This is a genomic window from Mesorhizobium sp. LjRoot246, assembly GCF_964254115.1.
Classification (GTDB): domain Bacteria; phylum Pseudomonadota; class Alphaproteobacteria; order Rhizobiales; family Rhizobiaceae; genus Mesorhizobium.
Map to the genome: position 1 here is coordinate 4,094,484 of NZ_CAXUSN020000001.1, position 16,285 is coordinate 4,110,768.

Below are 16,285 nucleotides of genomic sequence, written 5' to 3' on the forward strand. Positions count from 1 at the left end.
GCGTGCCGCTTTCCGATGGGAGCTGGCCGCGCCTACCATGCTTGCGGGAACACAGAACATATCTGGCAAACCAGATGGGAGGCACTGTGAGTGCAAATCAAAACGGCACAAACCTGCTCGAGGTGCGTGGACTCACCAAGATATTCGGCACGCTGACGGCGTGCGATCATATCGATCTCGACATCGCCAGGGGTGAAATCCATGCTTTGCTCGGCGAAAACGGCGCCGGCAAATCGACGCTGGTCAAGATGCTGTTCGGCTCGCTGGAGCCCAATGCCGGCGAGATCTTCTGGAACGGCCAGGCCGTCAGGATTTCCAGTCCGGGCGTCGCGAAAAAGCTCGGCATCGGCATGGTGTTCCAGCATTTTTCGCTGTTCGAGGCGTTGACCGCGGCCGAAAACATCGCGCTCTCGCTGGACGATGGCTCGCCGATCAGCAGCATCGCGGCGAAGGCGAGGGCGCTTTCCTTCAGCTATGGCCTGCCGCTCGATCCTGAATCACTGGTCGGCGACCTGTCGGTGGGCGAGCGCCAGCGCATCGAGATCATCCGCTGCCTGCTGCAGACGCCGCAGCTCATTATTTTGGACGAACCGACCTCGGTGCTGACGCCGCAGGAAGCCGACAAGCTGTTCGAGACACTGGAGCGCCTGCGTTCGGAGGGCAAATCCATCCTCTACATTTCGCACCGGCTCGAAGAGGTCAAGCGCATCTGCGACCGCGCCACCGTGCTGCGCCACGGCAAGGTCGTCGGCCACTGCAATCCGCGCGAGGAAACTGCCTCTTCGCTGGCCCGCATGATGGTCGGCAACGAGGTGCAGGCGGTGGTGCGCGCGCCGGTCGAGGGCATCGCCACGGCGCAATCGCTGCTCGAAATCCGCAACCTCAGCCGCAAGCCGGCAACGCCGTTCTCGATCCCGCTCAAGGCTATCAGCCTGAACGTCCGCGCCGGCGAGGTGATCGGCATTGCTGGCGTCGCCGGCAACGGCCAAGGCGAATTCTTCGAATCCGTTTCAGGCGAGGTGCTGCAGCAGGATGCCGCCTCGGTGCGCATTCGCGGTAAGGACGCGGGTGGCCTCACCATCACCGGACGCCGTCTGCTGGGTGCAGCCTTCGTGCCGGAAGAACGTCTCGGGCATGGCGCCGCACCGCGCATGAAGCTTTCCGAGAACCTGCTGCTGTCGCGCCATGCAACCGACGGCAAGGCGTTCGTCGGTTCCGGCGGGATGGTGAAAAGCGGCGCCATCCAAGCCGCCTCCCAGCGCATCATCGAGGCGATGGATGTGCGCAAGAGCGCGCCGGATCCGGAGGCCGCCGCGCTTTCGGGCGGCAATCTGCAGAAATTCATCGTCGGCCGCGAACTAGACCGACGGCCAAGCGTCATGGTGGTCAACCAGCCGACCTGGGGCGTCGACGCCGGTGCTGCCGCCCACATCCGCCAGGCGCTCATCGAGTTGTCGCGCAGCGGGTCGGCGGTGCTGGTGATCAGTCAGGATCTCGACGAGCTGTTCGAAATTTCGGATGCGATCGCCGTCATGCACAATGGCGAGCTGTCGAAGCCGCTGCCGATCGCCGAAGCGACCTTCGAGAAGGTCGGTCTGCTGATGGGCGGCGCCGAGCCCGGCCACGCCGAACACACGCTGGAGACGGCATGATGCGCCTCGAACTCGTCAAACGCCCGCAGCGCTCCGCGCTGTTTTCGGCCCTGTCGCCATTCATCGCCTTTGCGCTGACGATCATTGCCGGTGCGGTCCTGTTCGCGTTGCTCGGCGTCAATCCGTTGACAGCATTCCGCATCTATTTCATCGAGCCGATCAGCCAGGTCTGGCAGTTGCACGAGCTCGCGATCAAGGCAGCGCCGCTCATCCTGATCGCCGTCGGCCTGTCGGTCTGCTACAAGGCCAACATCTGGAACATCGGCGCCGAGGGCCAGTTCATCCTCGGTGGCATTGTCGGTTCGATCATTCCGGTGCTGTTTCCGCAGTTCGAAGGCCCGCTGGTGCTGCCGCTGATGCTTTTGCTCGGCATGGTCGGCGGCGCTGCCTATGCGGCGATCCCGGCTCTGCTCAAGACCCGCTTCGGCACCAACGAAATCCTGACCAGCCTGATGCTGGTCTATGTCGCGCAGCTCTTCCTCGACTGGCTGGTGCGCGGACCCTGGCGCGATCCGCAGGGCCATGGCTTCCCGCAGACCATCCAGTTCAACGATTCGGCCGTGTTGCCGGAACTGATGCCGGATGCCGGACGGGCAAACTGGGGTTTTGTCTTCGCGCTGGTCGCCGCAGTGCTGGTCTGGATCCTGATGAGCCGCATGCTGAAAGGTTTCGAGGTGCGCGTGCTGGGCTCGAGCCCGCGGGCAGGGCGCTTCGCCGGCTTCGGCCTCAACCGCATGGTCTTTTTTGCCTTCCTGCTGTCGGGTGCGCTGGCAGGGCTTGCCGGCATCTCGGAGGTCTCGGGCGCTATTGGCCAGCTGCAGCCCGTCATTTCGCCCGGCTACGGCTTCACCGCCATCATCGTGGCGTTCCTTGGCCGCCTCAACCCGCTCGGCATCGTTGCCGCCGGACTGGTGCTGGCGCTGACCTATCTCGGCGGCGAAGCGGTGCAAAGCGCGCTCGGCATCTCCGACAAGGTGGCGCGCGTGTTCCAGGGCATGCTTTTGTTCTTCGTGCTCGGCTGCGACACGCTCATCCACTACCGCATCCGCCTGGTCGGCCTGGCGCTGACCAAGCCGGAAGGTGCAGCCAAACTCGAAGCCACGCCAAAGCTGAAGGAAGCCCGTTGATGGACATCACCGTAAACATCCTTCTGACCATCGCCACGGCGGCAACACCGCTTCTGATCGCGGCCATCGGCGAACTGGTGGTCGAGCGCTCCGGCGTGCTCAATCTCGGCGTCGAAGGCATGATGATCATGGGCGCCGTCGGCGGCTTCGGCGCCAGCTATCTCACGGGATCACCCTGGATCGGCCTTTTGGCGGCAATTGCCATGGGCGCGGTGTTCTCGCTGCTGTTTGCCGTGATGACGCTGTCGCTAGCCACCAACCAGGTGGCGACCGGCCTGTCGTTGACGCTGCTCGGCCTCGGCCTGTCCGGCATGATGGGCACCAGTTTCGTCGGCCAGCCCGGCGAAAGGCTGCCCAACCTCTACATTCCCGGCCTGACAGAAATCCCTGTAGTCGGCAGGCTGCTGTTCGGCCAGGATCCGATCTTCTACATCTCGATCGCCCTGACCGCAGCCGTCATGTGGTTCCTGTTCAAGACCCGGACCGGACTGACGCTGCGCTCGATCGGCGACAGCCACACTTCGGCCCATGCGCTGGGCATCCAGGTCATCCGCTACCGTTATCTCGCGGTGATCTTCGGCGGCGCCTGTGCCGGCCTCGCCGGCGGTCACCTGTCGCTGGTCTACACGCCGCAATGGGTGGAGAACATGAGTGCCGGCCGCGGCTGGATCGCGCTGGCGCTGGTGGTGTTCGCCTCTTGGCGGCCGTGGCGGGTACTGGCCGGCGCCTACATCTTCGGCGCGGTGTGGATCGGCCAGCTTCATGCACAGGCTTTTGGCATTCCGGTGCCTTCACAGTTCCTTTCTTCGCTGCCCTATCTGGCAACCGTCGTGGTTCTCGTTCTAATCTCGCGCAACAAGCGTCTGACGATGATGAACACGCCGGCTTCCTTGGGGCAGCCATTCGTTCCGGATCGTTGACAATAAAAACAAACGGGAAGCTCCAAGGCTTAACTCAGAGAGGTAACACAATGAAAAAACTGCTTATTGCCCTGATGACCACGACCGCCGCCCTATCGCTGGCGACATCGGCCGAGGCCGCGGACAAGCTGAAGGCGTGCTGGGTATACACCGGCCCGATCGGCGACTTCGGCTATTCCTACCAGCACGACCAGGGCCGGCTCGAGGTGGAGAAGGCGCTTGGCGACAAGGTCGAGACCGCCTATCTCGAAAACGTCTCGGAAGGCCCTGACGCCGACCGTGCTTTCGAGCGCCTGGCACGCGAAGGCTGCAAGATCATCTTCGGCACGTCCTTCGGCTTCATGGACCCGGAAGTGAAGGTCGCCAAGAAATTCCCCAAGGTGATGTTCGAGCACGCCACCGGCTACAAGACCGGCGACAATCTCGGCATCTACAATGCGCGTTTCTATGAAGGCCGCTATGTGCTCGGCCAGATCGCCGCCAAGGAATCGAAGGCGGGCGTTGCCGGCTATATCGTTTCCTTCCCGATCCCCGAAGTGGTGATGGGCATCAATTCCTTCATGCTCGGCGCCCAGTCGATCAACCCGAACTTCAAGGCCAAGATCGTCTGGGTGAATTCCTGGTTCGATCCGGGCAAGGAAGCCGACGCCGCCAAGGCGCTGTTCGACCAGGGCGCCGACATCATCGTCCAGCACACCGATTCGACCGCTGCCCTGCAGGTGGCCGAGGAGCGTAAGCTGCACGGCTTCGGCCAATCGTCCGACATGATCAAATTCGCGCCGAACGCACAGTTGACCTCGCTCACCGACGAATGGGGTCCCTATTACATCAGCCGGGTCCAGGCGGCCCTCGACGGCACCTGGAAGCCGGACAATGTCTGGCTCGGCATCAAGGACGGCGCGGTCAAGCTCGCGCCCTTCACCAACATGCCCGACGACGTGAAGGCAATGGCTGAAGCCACGACGAAGAAGATCGCCGGCGGCTGGAACCCCTTCACCGGGCCGATCGCCAAGCAGGACGGCACGCCGTGGCTGAAGGATGGCGAAGTCGCCGACGACGGCACGCTGCTCGGCATGAATTTTTATGTGAAGGGCGTCGACGACAAGCTGCCGCAGTAAGCGGCGCGAAACATCGAATGAGGAGGGCGCCGCGAGGCGCCCTTTTTCATTCGGCGGGCTGTGCCTCGGCGGAGACTCTACGAAACCGCGCCAGCCCGGCATCGACCGCGCGGCCGAGCCAAACCTTCAGCAGCCGCTGCGCGGGTCGTTCGCAGCTGCGCCAGATCGCCCACGAGACAAGGAGCATGAGCGCGACGCACCCGAAGGCGGCGAACCATTTGCCGACCAGGGGCGCCGCGGCATTGATGGCGAGATAGCCGATATCCTGGTGCAGCAGGTAGAGCGGATAGGTCAGCCCGCCCAGCGCCAGAGTGAGCGCCGATGCCCTGACACGGTGGCGCAGCAGCACCGCGCCGATCAAGGCCGCGTGCATGACGACATTGGCGACGACGAGATTGGCCGACGAAACGGCGATGCCGTAATGGCCAAGCATCCAGTGCTGCGTCACGGACAGAGTGCCGCAGGAGATCAGGAAGGCGGCGGCGAGCAGCAGCAGGGCCGGCAGTGAACGGCCATGCGCGTGGATGTGGTGGACCAGCACGCCGGCGGCGAAGAACGGTCCGAACTCGGTGATGAACAGCAGCCTTGCCGCGCCACTGCCGATGAAGAATTCGTTCAAAGCCGAGATCGCCAGCCAGACGAAAACCAGCTCCAGCTTGCGTTTCTGGAAGAGCCCGGTGAACAGGGCCAGCGTCACCCATCCGTAGAAAACCAGTTCAAGCACGATCGACCAGTAGACGCCGTCCATGAAAGGTTGACCGAAGGCTGGTGCGAACATCGACAGATTGGCGGCGTATTGGCTGAACGAGGCTGAAAGCAACGTTGTGCCGGCAAGAATGAGAACCACAAAGGTGATCGTCATGCAGATCAGGTAGCCCGGATAGAGGCGAACGAACCGCGCCACCGCAAACTGGTCCCATCTGCGGTTTTCCGCCGACCAGGCAATGACGAAACCGCTGATCAGGAAGAACAGATTGACGCCCAGATAGCCGTAGAGGGCAAATGGCGCGGCAAGCGGATAACCTTCCGCGAGATAGCCTTCGGCGATAGCGCCGCGAAAGAAATAGTGGAAGAACACGACAGCAAGTGCGGCCGCCAGCCTGAGCAGGTCCAGCGTCGCGATGTAATTTTGTTCCGCAGGTCTGGTGTTCATCCGCTTTCCCGCATTTACCGTCCGGGAACCATAAAGCGGATCGCGGCTGAGCGGGTTAAGCGGCCTGAATTATCGCTCGATGTAGTAAACGCAGGGGCGAGATAGCCGACTGTCAGACCGCCGAACCATAGAGGTCATAGGCGTCGGCGCGGTCGATCTTGACGGTGACGATGTCGCCGGCGCGTAGCGGACGGCGCGACTGGATATGGACCGAGCCGTCGATCTCGGGCGCGTCGTATTTGGTGCGGCCCTTTGCCGATGTGCCGTGCGCCTCGTCGATCAGCACCGGCAGGCGCTTGCCGACCTTCCTGGCCAGTTGTGTCGCTGAAATCTTCTGCTGGCGCTGCATGAAGCGGTGCCAGCGCGCCTCCTTGATCTCCTGCGGGACCTGTTCGAGACCGAGATCATTGGAGCGGGCGCCGCGGACGGGCTCGTATTTGAAGCAGCCGGCGCGATCGATCTTGGCTTCGTCGAGCCAGTCGAGCAGCATCTCGAAATCGTCATCCGTCTCGCCGGGGAAGCCGACGATGAAGGTCGAGCGGATGGCCAGATCCGGGCAGACCTCGCGCCAGCCGCGAATGCGCTCGAGCGTCTTTTCGCCGTGCGCGGGCCGGCGCATGTTCTTCAACACCTGCGGCGAAGCATGCTGGAACGGAATATCCAGGTAAGGAAGGATCTTGCCGTCGGCCATCAGCGGGATGACGTCGGCGACATGCGGGTAGGGGTAGACATAGTGCATGCGCACCCAGATGCCGAGCTTGCCCAGTTCCTCGGAGAGATCGAGGAATTTCGCACGGACTTCGCGGTCGCCGAACATGGACGTCTGGTACTTGATATCGATGCCGTAGGCGCTGGTGTCCTGCGAGATGACGAGGAGTTCCTTGACGCCGGCCTTGGCCAGTTTCTCGGCCTCGCGCAGTACATCGGCCGCCGGCCGCGAGACGAGGTCGCCACGCAGTGCGGGAATGATACAGAAGGTGCAGCGGTTGTTGCAGCCTTCGGAAATCTTGAGATAGGCGTAGTGGCGCGGCGTCAGCTTGACACCCTGTGGCGGCAAGAGATCGATATAGGGATCGTGCGAAGGCGGTGCCGCCTCGTGCACGGCGGCCATCACGCTCTCATAGGCCTGCGGCCCGGTGATGGCCAGCACATTGGGGTGCTTTTCGCGGATCACATCCGGCTCTGCGCCGAGGCAGCCGGTGACGATGACCCGGCCGTTTTCCGAAAGCGCTGAGCCGATGGCATTGAGCGACTCGTCGCGGGCGGAATCGAGAAAGCCGCAGGTGTTGACGACGACAAGGTCGGCGCCGTCATGCTTGCGGGCGATTTCGTAGCCTTCGGCGCGCAGGCGCGTGATGATGCGTTCCGAATCCACAAGGGCCTTCGGGCATCCAAGACTGACAAAACTCACGCGGGGAGCGGACATAAAGGGTTTTCCGGGCTTTTCAGGATTGCCGGCGCAGTACCACACTTATTGCGGCATTGGTATGGGCAGCGCCGCGATGCGGCAAAACGCACGGCGATTGCGCTGCGGACCGAGCTTTCCGGATCGAAGCCGCGGCTGACGCGATCTCAGCTGACGGCGCCGTTTACGTGCGGCCAGACCTCCACCGCGCCACGATAGACCATGTCCAAAGCCACATAGAAAATGATCAGCAGGCCGACATATGCGATCCAGCGGTGACGATGCAGCAGCTTGGCGATGAATGTCGCGGCGAGCCCCATCAGCGCGATCGACAGCACCAGGCCGATGACCAGCACCGGAAAATGATCGCGCGCGGCACCCGCGACCGCCAGCACGTTGTCGAGCGACATCGACACGTCAGCGACGACGATCTGCAAGGCTGCCTGGCCGAGCGTCTTGCGCTTCGTCTTGCCGGCCACCGCATTATCGCTGTCGAGATCGGAGTTAGACAGCGCCTCGGTCGCTTCCAACTCGTCGGCATGGGATGTGCGCAATTCGCGATACATCTTCCAGCAGACCCACAGCAGCAGAATGCCACCGGCCAGCAGCAGGCCGACGATTGCCAGCAGCTTGACGGTGACCGCGGCAAAACCGATGCGCAGAACGGTTGCCGCCAGCACGCCGATCAGAATCGCCTGCTTGCGTTGTTCGACCGGCAGGCCGGCAGCGGCCAGGCCGATGACGATCGCATTGTCACCGGCCAGCACGAGGTCGATGGCGATGACCTGGAGCAGGGCGGTCAGGCTGGCAGCGCTGAAAAAAATGTCCATCGACCGGAAGCCCTTGCTGATTTGCCGAGTGTTCGTCGATTATCCAGACGGCCCTAACTTGGTGACCCCTTGGCGTCAAGGGATGACGCGTGACGACATCACCGAAGCATCGTTGCGTCAAAGCCGGATCAGGGATCCGCGGCACTCGCCGACAGCCGGGCAAAACCGTGGCCGATCAAATCAATCGTAGAGATTATACTTTGCCCAATCGGCTTCCGGAATCTCGTCGCCGATCCGGTAGCGGAGCTGCAGAATTTCCATATGGTCCGGCGCCGTCTGGCACTTGAATTTCAGCCGGTACCATTGACCCTTGCTGCGAAACGCAGCGCCCGGGCTTTTGATTGCGTCAGCGCCCATCTCGGGCGTCGCAAAGGCGTAGGCGACAACGCGATCGGCTTTGAACTTGCGATCGTCATGGGTGATGCGGTCGAGCACTTCGGCGTCGCAACGCTGTTCAAGGCGTGTTTGAGGATCGAGTTTCATCAGGCCGGCACGCAATGCATTGTCCATCGCGTTGGCTGGAAAACTCAGTGTCACCGACGCCAAGGCGGTCATGCAGAGCTTCTTCATGGGCGGGACAAGCAACATATTTTGTCGGATAAATCAACCAAGCGGGCCGCCTCGGACCCCGCGGGAATCTTCAATCATTTGGACGGTGCGTTCAAAATTCCGTGTCGGGATTCATCGTGCGATGGCTGCGGCCAACGCACCAGCGAGGCGCGGCCAGCATCGGTGAGATCGTAGAGGCCGCGGTCGACGCGCGCGAACCAGCCATAGACATTGTGCTGCAGGACCTTTGGCGCGATCGGCGTCAGCGCCTTCAGATCGCGCGGACGTTTGGGTCCGTCCGCCATGGCGGCTGCGCAGGCGAGGGCGCTTTGGCGATAGGCCGTCATGATAGGATTGCGCGATCCTCCTCCGGCAACAGGATCGCCACGACGGCGCTGGTGCTCGTCGACCAGGCGAGAGCGCCGGCGCGCATTCTTGCGCGGCGCCAGTGCGATCGGGCTGAGAAGCACCTCGACCCGGTCGGCCGCGGTCACGCCAAGCAGGCCGAAGCCAAGCCGGCGGCAGAGATTGCGAAACCTGGCATCGCTTTCGCGTCCCTTGCCGCGGGCCGAAAGGCGCGCGGCCAGCCATACCTCGTCGCAGGCCGCGGCGCGATCGACACCTTGCAGCACCAATTCCAGATTGAACTGCAGCTTCAGCTCGCAGATGACGACGATCGGCGGCTCGCCCTCGCGCAGCGCGACGATGTCGCAGCCGCCGATCTCGCCTTTCACGACGAAGTCGAGGTTTTCGAGGAACCGCTTCACCGGCGCATAGAGTGAGGTCTCATTCATGCGCCGAAGGTTTAGCCGATTCGGGCTCGAAAGCCTTCCGGCCATGCGGCGTCCTACGGCGCGCCCGGGGTGGGAGCGTGGCGCAGTATGTCCTCAGGAATGAAGTTTTCCGAGGAAAGCCAACAGCACGCGGTTGAATTGCTCGGGTCGTTGCAGCGGCGCGAAATGGCTCACGCCAGGCAGGATGATCAATTCCGATGCCGGGATGCTCCGGGCGAGATAGTCGGCGTGCTCATGCCTGATGAACTCGTCATGCTCACTTTGAACGATCGCCACGGGCACACGCGTTTGCGCCAGGTCGGCGGCGGAATAGTTGGGTTCGGTCTTCATCATCAGGCCGACGGCCTTAACGAATGCGGCGAATTGGTCTGAGGTAGTCGATAGTCCGGCATAGTCCTTGGCGTGCCGGCCGAAACACCGGTCGAGAACCGGACCAGGCTCGACTTCCTTCGTGCCACTGGGGTCCATGTTGCAGCCAAAGAAGAACACACCTTTAATGCGATCGGCTGCTTTCATGCCAAGGATCAGAGCCACGCATGCGCCGTCGCTCCAACCCGCCACAGCCGCCTTTTTCAATTGCAGAGTGTCCATCACGGCCAGAGCGTCGGAGGCCATCAGTTCGTATTTGTACGGCCGTTCATCGCGGGTGCTGCGCCCGTGGCCCCGGCTGTCGATCACCACGACCCGATAGCCGCCCTTGACCAGCGCTGGAATCTGAAAGCCCCAATTGCCGCTGTGGCCGAGGCCACCATGCAACAAAATCACGGGAGGACCGGCCCCATATGTGGCGTACCAGATTTTTGCACCCTCGTGTTCCACCTGGCCTGCGTCATTGGTGGCGGGCAGAGGCGTGGCGCCATGCGCTTCGAATTTCTTAAGGTCGTCGTCGTGGTATTCCATGCTGGAAACGCCTCGAAGCAAACGGGGAAGACCCGCAATTATTGCCGGCGCCCGCCAAAATCAACCCGACACGGATCGACTACTGCCATCAGGCGACACCGTGACAGGGTGAGGCAATGTTTGCCTCCATGGGGCGGCGGCAATTCGAGATCTGGCAGCGGCATCAGCTCGCAGATGACGCTGCGGCACTAGCGAGGACATACAAACCTTGGGCGAGGCATGCCGTGGCCAGACTATGGAGAAGCGGGCTGGTCGCTCTTGCAAAGGGCGATATGTAGCCATCCGGAAAGCCCACCATACCAAGGTCGACAAACCAATGCACCGCAAGCAGGACACTTAGCGCTGCCCAGATCAGAACCATTGCGCGAATGAAGACGGATTGCATGCCAGCCTTGGTTGGGAATTGCGCATGCACCACATCGCCTCGTCGTAAGTTGGACCATGCCGCACATGTGCGTCGCGAAACCGAAGGCCGCGTTGCGATATTAGCCGTCAGGCTTCGGTGCTCGGCGTTACTCGATCCGATAGCTTCCCGCGGTGCAGGAGCGGATAGCCGATCTGACCGAAGTATGTGGAGGGGATCGGATCATCGACGCCGTACTTCTCCGGCACCTTGTCACCGGTGTGATTATAGGTGCCGAAGAGCATGTCTAGGAAAGGCAACTGCCCGGCGAAGTTCTTGTCGTAGGCTTCGCGCTGGTTGGCATGGTGCCAGCGATGGAACTGCGGGCTGGCTATCAGCCACTTCAAAGGGCCGAACGGAATGCGCAGGTTCGAGTGAACAAGCAGCGTGTGTCCAAGGTAAATGATAAAAAATGCCGCGATCGAGGGTTCGGAGAAGCCAAGGAAAAAGATCGGCGTCAGCGATATCGCCTTTGTTGCGATGGCGTCGACCGGATGATTGTGGAAAGCCGCGAGCCAGTCCAGGTCCTCGATGCCGTGGTGAACCGCATGGAACTTCCAAAGCGCAGGGATTTTGTGGAAGGCCCGATGTGCCCAATAGACGCCGATATCGGTGATCACGATGATTTCCGCGACCTGCAGCCAGACGGGCTGACCGCTGACGGCTTGCGTTATCGATTGCGGAACCAGCATTGCAGCGGCGCCGAGGGCACCGGCCGCGATCATGATGAGGGCCAGCTTTATGATGAAGCCGTTGAACAGCAGGTAGATCAGATCGACAGCCAACCCCTTGCGGAAAATCTTCTGCGGCCGCTCGGCAAACAGATGTTCGAACGGAATGAAGATCAGCGCGCAGATTAAAAGCGCCTTGATGCCAAAGATATCCATTCATTCGCCCCAGCGCGCCGTCTGCGCCCCTGAGAAGACCACATCTCCCCTTTCCAAAGGTTAAAGGCTCTGGCTTTTGCGCCGACGCGCGCGGTCGTTCGTGTCCTAGCCGTCAAGACCCCAAAGATCCGGGTTGCGTTTGAAATACTCAATCAGCATCTCAGTGAGCACCCGCACTTTCCGCGTAGGATGCTGCCCCGGCGGGCGGACGATATACGCGGCCCCCGGAGGTACCGGATAGCGTGTCATGATCGGGACCAGCGCGCCGGAGGCCACATATTCATGTGTGATGCAATCGGGGAGCCAGGCGATGCCGAGACCTGCCGCCGCGGCGGCGGCAAGCGCGGTGGCGCTATCGGCCTTGAACTTGCCCTGCGGCTGGACGGTAACAATTTTGCTGCCATCCATGAACTGCCAGGCTTCCGTTCCCTGCATGAGGGCCTGATGGGTGACAAGTTCGTCCGGAGTCTCGGGTGACCCGTGCGCTTCAATATAATCCGGGCTTGCGACAAGCTTTCCATGGATCGGCCCGACGCGCTTCGCGATCAGGTTGGAGTCTTGAAGGTAGGCGCCCCGGATCGCGCAATCGAAACCCTCTGCGATGAGATCGACGAAGCGATCGCTGTAGGAAGTATGGATGTGAAGCTTCGGGTGCAGACGCGCCATTTCCGCGAGCACGGGGGCGAAATGGGTCGCGCCGAAAGTGAGCGGCATGGCAACCCTCAGGCGGCCGCGCAGCTCACCTGTCGGGAGGATCGTTTCCCTGGCCGTATCGATCTCGGCGCTGGCTCGGGCCGCATGGTCCCTGAACGTGATCCCCGCTTCCGTAAGCGCTGCCCCGCGGGTCGTTCGTGCAAGCAGCTGGACGCCAAGTTCTGCTTCAACCCGAAAGAGCCGCCGACTGACGATTGACTTGGAGACGCCGAGCCGGCGCGCGGCGGCCGATACGCCCCCGGCATCGGCCACTGCGACGAATGTCTGTAGATCTTCGATGTCCAAATTCGGCGTTCCTCATTTCGCGACACAGCTTGTCCGAGTATGGCACTACCGCATCACCAGAAGGAACGGCAAATTGCGTCCCAGGCAACGCCCGCCCACTGGCGTATGTCTCCCGTGAACCCATTGCCATCCAGAGCGGCAGAGAAAGGAAGTCTTGATGACCCCTCGTAACGGCCTTGATTCGCTTCTTCGTCCAGAAGACTCGGTCCTCGTTCTGATCGACCACCAGCCTTACCAGCTCGCGAGCCTGAACAGCCACGATCCCCATATGGTGGTCAACAACTCGACAGGTCTGGCCAAGCTCGCCAAGGCCTTCAAGGTGCCTACCATTCTCACCAGCGTGATCGCGGCGCGCGGTGGACTTCTCTTTAAGCAGATCACCGACGTATTTCCGAACCAGGAAGTCATCGATCGCACCTGGGTGAACACCTGGCAGGACGAGAATGTGGTGAACGTCGTCAAGGCGACCGGCCGCAAGCAGCTGATCATCGCCGGCCTGTGGACCGAGGTCTGCGTCGCAATGCCTGTGATCCAGGCAGTCGGCGAAGGCTGGGACGTGACCGTGATCACCGACGCGTCGGGCGGGATTTCGAAGGAGTCTCATGAAGTTGCCATCCAGCGCATGATCGCGGCCGGCGCGAACGTGATGACCGTGATGGCGCTCGCTGGCGAATGGCAACGCGATTGGGCGCGCACCGAGCATGTCGAGGAGCTGACCGAGATTCTCATCCAGCACTTCGGCGGCAGCGGCATCGCGTATCTTTGGGAGCAGCAGCTTCTCAACACGCCGGTGCCGAGCACCACGGGTTGATCTGGGCGGGGGTGACGAAAGTTTTGAGCGATCCAGCGCCAACATGCTGACTGCTTGTCGAGCCGCATCATCCCGCTCCAAAAGACGGCCGCCCATGCCTGAAGGAGGGCGGCCGGCATGCATTATGATCTCGGATACATCGACCTGGAACAGAGGAGCGCACGGTGAGCTTGCACCCACGCCGGTTTTCAGGACCGGTGCCTTAAACTATGGCTAACTTGACTTTTCGCGGGGATTTGCGGCACCAAGTCGAATCTGCTCAATAGAGCGGATGATTGGCCTCGATCTGTTTTCTGGACCCGGCGGGATGACGATTGGCTTCAAGCGGGCCGGGATCATTCCGCTTGCCTGTGTGGAACATCGTCGGGATGCTGTGGTGACCTATAGCGGCCACACGCCTGCCGCCGAGCATTTCTGTACAGACATCCGGCGGCTCTCGTTCACGCGCTATGCGGGGAAGATCGACGTCGTATACGGCGGCCCACCTTGCCAGCCCTTCTCCACGGGAGGCCTCCGCCGCGCAACCGCCGACACACGCAACATGTTCCCGGAGTTCGCTCGCGTCCTGCGTGAGGTCCGCCCGGAAGCCTTCGTTGCCGAAAACGTCCAAGGACTTACCACGCGCAACAGCATTGGCTATCTCGCCTCGCTCATCGCTGAGTTTGAGGCGATGGGTTACAACGTCTCTTGGCGGGTCCTTCATGCAGCGGACTATGGGGTATCCCAGAAGCGTCGGAGGCTCTTCATCGTGGGTTTCCGGCGAGGCAACTTCCGGTTCCCGAAACCCACCCACGGCCCGACCACGGGAAAGGCCTATGTGGCCTCAGGCAGCTTGATCTCGCATGACCCAATTGGCGAGCCGCCCGAATGCCCAGTGGTCTTTGCCAGATTTCCTGATCCGCGAAAGAGCCCTTACGCCGGACATGTCTACAATGGGGGCGGGCGCCCTATAGATCTCAAGGCACCCTGTCACACCATCCTAGCGGCAGCCGGCGGCTACAAGACTCACTGGATTGATACCCTCAATGTTGCGGTCGCCTACAATCGACACCTCCTGGAAGGAGGCGAGCCGTGGGTTGGCGAAGTGCCCGGTGCTCGCCGCATGACCGTCGAGGAATCAGCCATCATTCAGACCTTCCCACGGGAGATGCGTTTTTTCGGATCGCGGTCTTCCCAATATACGCAGGTAGGCGATGCCGTTCCTCCGGATTTGGCAGAGGTGGTAGCCAGAGCGGTCGTGAGCCAATTGAACGGGCATGCGGTGTCCGATGACACGCATTGCCCAGCGGATGCGGCACCGCCTCTCTTTGTGGCTGCGTAGTGAGCACGAGAAACAGATTCGTCGAGGAAGCTGTCAGTCAGGCGCTGGGGCGTGTCGACGCCTTCATTGATGGCGAGCGGTTGGCAAGGATTCCGAAGGGCGACCTACGGGCTGTCCTTGATGCCCAGCTCGGCCACGGCTCCAACAGTGTCCGCTTGGCATCCTTGTTTTTCACGTTCTATCAGCTCCAGGACGCGGCGTGGGATTTCAGCTCCATACCGATCGGCATCCGTGGAAAGTGGGGGGACAAACGGCTCGCAAACGAACTCAACCTCCGACACATCGCATTACACAATTCGATCACGGCGTTCGGCGAAAACCTTGGCTGGAAGGGGAACGTGTCGGCGGCTCGCCTCAAGGGCGACAATCGTTTCAATCGACTGGCTGGAATGCTTGAGAGCCTGGCGCCCGAACAGCGAGCGACAGCCGCAGACTACATGGCATATCGTTTCGCCGAAACGCGCCAGCTGGTTGCTCCTCTGCCTCCGGTTGGCGCCGATGTGTTGACCTATGCGCGCGCGCGTCTCCTATTTTATCGTCTGATAGGAATCCCCTCTGAAGGAAACGTGCAGCAGTTTCTAATCGCGGGATTCCTTCATGTTCATCGACGGCGATTCGGCCACGAGATTCGAACGCATCATGTTCATGCCTCCGATAAGTTCGACGCGACCTTCAGCGATATCGAAGAGTTCCGGGAGGACGTATTGGTCTCGGCCTATGAGGTAACAGTTCGGCCGGACTGGAAGAATCGAGTAAGCGATTTTCGCGCGAAGATGCATGGCGCGGGGCTACGGAAATACATTATCATTGCATCAGGCGTGAATTCCGATGATCAGCTGGCTACGCCAACCGCCATGCTGCGTTTCATAGAACCGTATGCCCAGGATATCGCAGTGGTTGATATCCTCGATGTGATCAACGTGTTCTCTGCCGAATTATCGGCAGATGAGTTGAGGCAGGTCGTCAATCAGACCTATAGCTTCCTGGCCTCTCCGACCCTTTGTGGTCGCGCCGACATCATAGAGAGATACACAGAAGCCGTTTCTGAATGGCTCGACAGCATACCTGATTAAACCCTGCTAATCGCTTCCCCACATCTCCAATGCTCCTTGCATTCGAATCGGGTCATGGAGGCAGGCTGCAAACACGGTAGCTGTTGCGTTATTGCTGCAACGGCATCGTAGAAAATTGCAGGGTGTGCCACAGGACTCCAGGGTTCCGTCAACAAACTTTGCTGAATACAATCAGCGGGTTGGCGGAGGAAGTGGGATTCGAACCCACGGTGAGCTTGCACCCACGCCGGTTTTCAAGACCGGTGCCTTAAACCGCTCGGCCATTCCTCCAGCTGTCGCGGTCCACTGCTCTAGTGTGCCCGACAAAGCCCTGTCAACCGCCAGGCATGGCCCGGCAGAAGCG

The 16,285-nt window shown here is 61.3% G+C and carries 15 protein-coding genes and 1 tRNA gene; 7 read left to right on the forward strand and 9 right to left on the reverse strand.

Going from position 1 to position 16,285, the window contains the following annotated elements:
* Positions 1-74 precede the first annotated feature (74 nt).
* The 4 genes from ACSQ3L_RS19875 to ACSQ3L_RS19890 are packed head-to-tail and all read left to right on the forward strand — an operon-like array spanning position 75 to position 4,817.
* Positions 75-1,652, forward strand: a complete 1,578-nt coding sequence (locus ACSQ3L_RS19875; RefSeq protein WP_436161489.1) for an ABC transporter ATP-binding protein — start codon at positions 75-77, stop codon at positions 1,650-1,652.
* A complete protein-coding gene (locus ACSQ3L_RS19880) occupies positions 1,649-2,779 on the forward strand; it encodes an ABC transporter permease (protein ID WP_436161490.1) in 1,131 nt (376 codons plus the stop codon). The genes ACSQ3L_RS19875 and ACSQ3L_RS19880 overlap by 4 nt, the downstream gene beginning before the upstream one ends.
* The gene (locus tag ACSQ3L_RS19885) at positions 2,779-3,699 is read left to right on the forward strand and encodes an ABC transporter permease (RefSeq protein ID WP_436161491.1); all 921 of its coding nucleotides are present in this window, start codon (positions 2,779-2,781) and stop codon (positions 3,697-3,699) included. The genes ACSQ3L_RS19880 and ACSQ3L_RS19885 overlap by 1 nt, the downstream gene beginning before the upstream one ends.
* A 50-nt stretch (positions 3,700-3,749) precedes the next feature.
* Positions 3,750-4,817 carry a BMP family ABC transporter substrate-binding protein gene (locus ACSQ3L_RS19890; RefSeq protein ID WP_436161492.1) on the forward strand — a complete coding sequence of 356 codons (1,068 nt, stop codon included), beginning with the start codon at positions 3,750-3,752 and terminating at the stop codon, positions 4,815-4,817.
* Between the two features lie 46 nt (positions 4,818-4,863).
* On the opposite strand, the gene ACSQ3L_RS19895 is transcribed toward ACSQ3L_RS19890, so the two are convergent.
* The 8 genes from ACSQ3L_RS19895 to ACSQ3L_RS19930 form a co-directional block, all read right to left on the reverse strand.
* Positions 4,864-5,970: an acyltransferase family protein gene (locus tag ACSQ3L_RS19895; protein WP_436161493.1), complete on the reverse strand. Its 1,107-nt coding sequence runs from the start codon at positions 5,968-5,970 to the stop codon at positions 4,864-4,866.
* A 112-nt stretch (positions 5,971-6,082) separates the two neighbouring features.
* Positions 6,083-7,396: a 30S ribosomal protein S12 methylthiotransferase RimO gene (gene rimO, locus ACSQ3L_RS19900; protein ID WP_436161494.1), complete on the reverse strand. Its 1,314-nt coding sequence runs from the start codon at positions 7,394-7,396 to the stop codon at positions 6,083-6,085.
* 146 nt (positions 7,397-7,542) lie between these two features.
* Positions 7,543-8,205 carry a TerC family protein gene (locus tag ACSQ3L_RS19905; protein WP_436161495.1) on the reverse strand — a complete coding sequence of 221 codons (663 nt, stop codon included), beginning with the start codon at positions 8,203-8,205 and terminating at the stop codon, positions 7,543-7,545.
* 180 nt (positions 8,206-8,385) lie between these two features.
* On the reverse strand, positions 8,386-8,793 hold the full coding sequence (locus ACSQ3L_RS19910) for a DUF930 domain-containing protein (protein ID WP_436161496.1): 408 nt from the start codon (positions 8,791-8,793) through the stop codon (positions 8,386-8,388).
* 56 nt (positions 8,794-8,849) lie between these two features.
* Complete coding sequence (locus ACSQ3L_RS19915; RefSeq protein WP_436161497.1) at positions 8,850-9,548, reverse strand: DUF2161 domain-containing phosphodiesterase; 699 nt, start codon at positions 9,546-9,548, stop codon at positions 8,850-8,852.
* A 93-nt stretch (positions 9,549-9,641) separates the two neighbouring features.
* Positions 9,642-10,448 carry an alpha/beta fold hydrolase gene (locus ACSQ3L_RS19920; protein ID WP_436161498.1) on the reverse strand — a complete coding sequence of 269 codons (807 nt, stop codon included), beginning with the start codon at positions 10,446-10,448 and terminating at the stop codon, positions 9,642-9,644.
* Between the two features lie 492 nt (positions 10,449-10,940).
* Entirely contained in the window at positions 10,941-11,738 is a 798-nt protein-coding gene (locus ACSQ3L_RS19925; protein WP_436161499.1) for a sterol desaturase family protein, read from the reverse strand.
* 105 nt (positions 11,739-11,843) lie between these two features.
* Positions 11,844-12,737 (reverse strand): LysR family transcriptional regulator, encoded by an 894-nt coding sequence (locus tag ACSQ3L_RS19930; RefSeq protein WP_436161500.1) that lies wholly within the window; start codon positions 12,735-12,737, stop codon positions 11,844-11,846.
* Positions 12,738-12,894: 157 nt separating this feature from the next.
* Between ACSQ3L_RS19930 and ACSQ3L_RS19935 the strand changes: the two genes are divergently transcribed.
* From ACSQ3L_RS19935 to ACSQ3L_RS19945, 3 genes are all read left to right on the forward strand, one after another.
* Positions 12,895-13,548, forward strand: coding sequence for a hydrolase (locus ACSQ3L_RS19935; RefSeq protein WP_436161501.1), 654 nt, complete (start codon positions 12,895-12,897; stop codon positions 13,546-13,548).
* Between the two features lie 271 nt (positions 13,549-13,819).
* Positions 13,820-14,869, forward strand: coding sequence for a DNA cytosine methyltransferase (locus tag ACSQ3L_RS19940; protein WP_436161502.1), 1,050 nt, complete (start codon positions 13,820-13,822; stop codon positions 14,867-14,869).
* Positions 14,869-15,942: a hypothetical protein gene (locus ACSQ3L_RS19945; RefSeq protein ID WP_436161503.1), complete on the forward strand. Its 1,074-nt coding sequence runs from the start codon at positions 14,869-14,871 to the stop codon at positions 15,940-15,942. Before ACSQ3L_RS19940 ends, ACSQ3L_RS19945 begins: the two co-directional genes overlap by 1 nt.
* Positions 15,943-16,122: 180 nt before the next feature.
* On the opposite strand, the gene ACSQ3L_RS19950 is transcribed toward ACSQ3L_RS19945, so the two are convergent.
* Positions 16,123-16,212 (reverse strand) — tRNA-Ser (locus ACSQ3L_RS19950).
* Positions 16,213-16,285: the final 73 nt, after the last annotated feature.

What these genes read in the sequence shown, in the direction of transcription:
- ACSQ3L_RS19935 (WP_436161501.1), top strand. Translation starts at nt 12,895, where the DNA reads ATGACCCCTCGTAACGGCCTTGATTCGCTTCTTCGTCCAGAAGACTCG.
- ACSQ3L_RS19915 (WP_436161497.1), bottom strand. Translation starts at nt 9,548, where the DNA reads ATGAATGAGACCTCACTCTATGCGCCGGTGAAGCGGTTCCTCGAAAAC.
- ACSQ3L_RS19925 (WP_436161499.1), bottom strand. Translation starts at nt 11,738, where the DNA reads ATGGATATCTTTGGCATCAAGGCGCTTTTAATCTGCGCGCTGATCTTC.
- ACSQ3L_RS19910 (WP_436161496.1), bottom strand. Translation starts at nt 8,793, where the DNA reads ATGTTGCTTGTCCCGCCCATGAAGAAGCTCTGCATGACCGCCTTGGCG.
- ACSQ3L_RS19890 (WP_436161492.1), top strand. Translation starts at nt 3,750, where the DNA reads ATGAAAAAACTGCTTATTGCCCTGATGACCACGACCGCCGCCCTATCG.
- ACSQ3L_RS19905 (WP_436161495.1), bottom strand. Translation starts at nt 8,205, where the DNA reads ATGGACATTTTTTTCAGCGCTGCCAGCCTGACCGCCCTGCTCCAGGTC.
- ACSQ3L_RS19880 (WP_436161490.1), top strand. Translation starts at nt 1,649, where the DNA reads ATGATGCGCCTCGAACTCGTCAAACGCCCGCAGCGCTCCGCGCTGTTT.
- ACSQ3L_RS19940 (WP_436161502.1), top strand. Translation starts at nt 13,820, where the DNA reads ATGATTGGCCTCGATCTGTTTTCTGGACCCGGCGGGATGACGATTGGC.
- ACSQ3L_RS19895 (WP_436161493.1), bottom strand. Translation starts at nt 5,970, where the DNA reads ATGAACACCAGACCTGCGGAACAAAATTACATCGCGACGCTGGACCTG.
- ACSQ3L_RS19875 (WP_436161489.1), top strand. Translation starts at nt 75, where the DNA reads ATGGGAGGCACTGTGAGTGCAAATCAAAACGGCACAAACCTGCTCGAG.
- rimO (WP_436161494.1), bottom strand. Translation starts at nt 7,396, where the DNA reads ATGTCCGCTCCCCGCGTGAGTTTTGTCAGTCTTGGATGCCCGAAGGCC.
- ACSQ3L_RS19920 (WP_436161498.1), bottom strand. Translation starts at nt 10,448, where the DNA reads ATGGAATACCACGACGACGACCTTAAGAAATTCGAAGCGCATGGCGCC.
- ACSQ3L_RS19885 (WP_436161491.1), top strand. Translation starts at nt 2,779, where the DNA reads ATGGACATCACCGTAAACATCCTTCTGACCATCGCCACGGCGGCAACA.